This is a genomic window from Bradyrhizobium sp. SHOUNA76, assembly GCF_023006445.1.
In the GTDB taxonomy this organism is placed as follows: domain Bacteria; phylum Pseudomonadota; class Alphaproteobacteria; order Rhizobiales; family Xanthobacteraceae; genus Bradyrhizobium.
Genome location: NZ_JALBHA010000757.1, coordinates 1 through 2,149 on the forward strand (window position 1 = coordinate 1; position 2,149 = coordinate 2,149).

The window sequence follows — 2,149 nt, forward strand, 5'->3', positions numbered from 1 at the left end:
GAGATCGGCCTTCTGGCGGCCGACCGGCGATTGCGCGCAGGCAGCAAGCGAGGCGGCGCCGGCGATGGCGAGCAACAGCCGGCACGAGGTTGCGAAGGAAATCCGGGCAGCTTCGGCACGTGCAATGCGAGACATGGTACGCCCCTCCGAATGGCCCCGATTTTCGGTGCGCAATGAGGGCAGAACCTTGTCGGAACAACAGCAGGCCTGGGGCCGCCGCCGTTTCGCGTCAGTTGTGACGATTCCATCACAGTCCCTGTCCTGAATCGGCACAGAGAGGGCGACCGGCTCAGCTCAGGCCGGTGGCGGGACCGCGCGCAAGGCGTCGCGGAATACGCCGAACTGCAATCGAAACGCTTGCGGGCTGTAGTCCTGATAATAACCCGCGGTCACCGCGACGACGAGATCGAGTTCGGGGACGATGCGGATCGACTGCCCGCCACGACCAAGCGCGCCGATCCAGTTCACCTTCCGGTCGTTGAGCCGCGCCTGGCCACGCCACCATAAATATCCGTAGGATTGATCGTCAGTCGCCTTGATCTTCTCTGCCGTCGAGGCGTCGATCCATGCCTTGGAAACGATCTGGCGGTCGTGCCAGCGGCCGCCCGCAAGGACGAGCTGGCCGATCTTGGCCATGTCGCGTGGCCGCAGGCGCAATCCCCCTCCGGCGTCGGTATCCCCCCTGTACCGCCCCCACGCCGTGCCGGTGATCCCCAGAGGCTCGAACAAATTCTCACGCGCAAACTCATCGAGGGGACGTCCGGTCGCCTTGCGGATGATGGCCGACACCAGCGTGAGCGCGCCGGTGTTATAGAAGAACTCCTTTCCCGCCGCGGCAGTCATTGGAAGACCGAGAACATAACGGCACGAATCCCATGCCATATGCATGCGCGCCTCGTCGTTGTCATCGTCTCCCGTTGTGGGCGTCGCTTCGATCCACTTCAGCCCCATCGACATGGTGAGCGCGTGTGCCAGCCGGATGCGGTCCTTTTCGGGGGAGCGCAAGCCGGACAGCTCGGGAAAAAAACTGAAGATCGGTTCGTCGACGCTGCGTATCAGCCCCCGGTCGATCGCGATCCCGACTGCGAGTGACGCAACGCTCTTCGACACCGATTTCATGTCGTGCAGCGTATCGGCGTCAAAGGCGACGTTCTCCACGCGGCGGCCGAAAATATGACCGGGTATCTCGTTCGCTCCCCTGAAGTAGTGCTCGAACACCAGCTTGCCATTGCGGGCGACCAGCACGGCATGGATGTTGGCATCGCTCGAGGCGAGGCGATCGGCCATCCGGCACAGCGCCTCGCGATTGACGAGACTGTTGTCATCGACGGCGACCGGCCAGCCGTCGTCCCGCACGAGCGGACCGCCGCAGCCGTCGGACGGGTTCGCGCCGACCGGCAACGCCGAAAGCGGCGCCAGTGCGGCTCCCCCGATGAGCGAAATGAATTGGCGCCGCCTCATTCAAGCCTCTCGCTTACATTCCCTCCGATGCCCGGCAGATTTCGGCACGAGCCTCGCCCGACTCGGCATATTCCCTGAGGATGCGCGCGAATTCGCGCCAATAGAGCTTTCGCCAACTCGTCTTCAAGCTGGCGAGGAAATCGAGCTCGCGTTGCGTCAGCGTGCACATCGCTCTCTAGGCCACGAGGCCTCCCATCGGTTTGAGGTCGGCGCTGCCGGGGAAGACCGTCTCGGCGAGAACCTTCTCCTCGAGGCGCAAATGATCCCGCAGCAGACCCTTCAGCACGGCGCGCAGATCAGTGGTCGGCCTGAGGTCGCGGTCCTCGAACAGCTGCGCCGGCTTCAGCCCGGGCCAGTCCGCAATGACGCGACCGCCGGCAAGCCCGCCGCCGATCAGGAAGGCGACCGTACCCGTGCCGTGATCGGTGCCCTGCGTGCCGTTGATCCGCGCGGTGCGACCGAACTCGGTGACGACGGCCACCACGGTCTCGCGCCAAGCCTCACCCATGTTGCTCTCGATCGCGGCGAAGGCGCCGTCGAGCGCCCCGAGCAGATTGTAGAGCTGGCCCGAGGCCGCGCCTTCGGCGATATGCGTGTCCCAGCCGACGAAGCCCATGGCACCGACGCGCGGACCGTCGGGCTTGGCGAGATAGCGCGCGGCGGTGCCGGCGGCTTCCGCAAAGTAGGC

At 65.1% G+C, this 2,149-nt stretch carries 2 protein-coding genes and 1 pseudogene; all 3 read right to left on the reverse strand.

The window, feature by feature from the left end; all coding sequences use genetic code 11:
* Window positions 1-135 (reverse strand): annotated as a pseudogene (locus tag MOV74_RS36685) (septal ring lytic transglycosylase RlpA family lipoprotein); the annotation flags it as partial.
* 159 nt (window positions 136-294) lie between these two features.
* On the reverse strand, window positions 295-1,356 hold the full coding sequence (locus tag MOV74_RS36690) for a serine hydrolase (protein WP_246932213.1): 1,062 nt from the start codon (window positions 1,354-1,356) through the stop codon (window positions 295-297).
* A 280-nt stretch (window positions 1,357-1,636) separates the two neighbouring features.
* A partial coding sequence (locus MOV74_RS36695; protein WP_246932215.1) for a DUF1501 domain-containing protein occupies window positions 1,637-2,149 on the reverse strand: 513 nt, incomplete at its 5' end.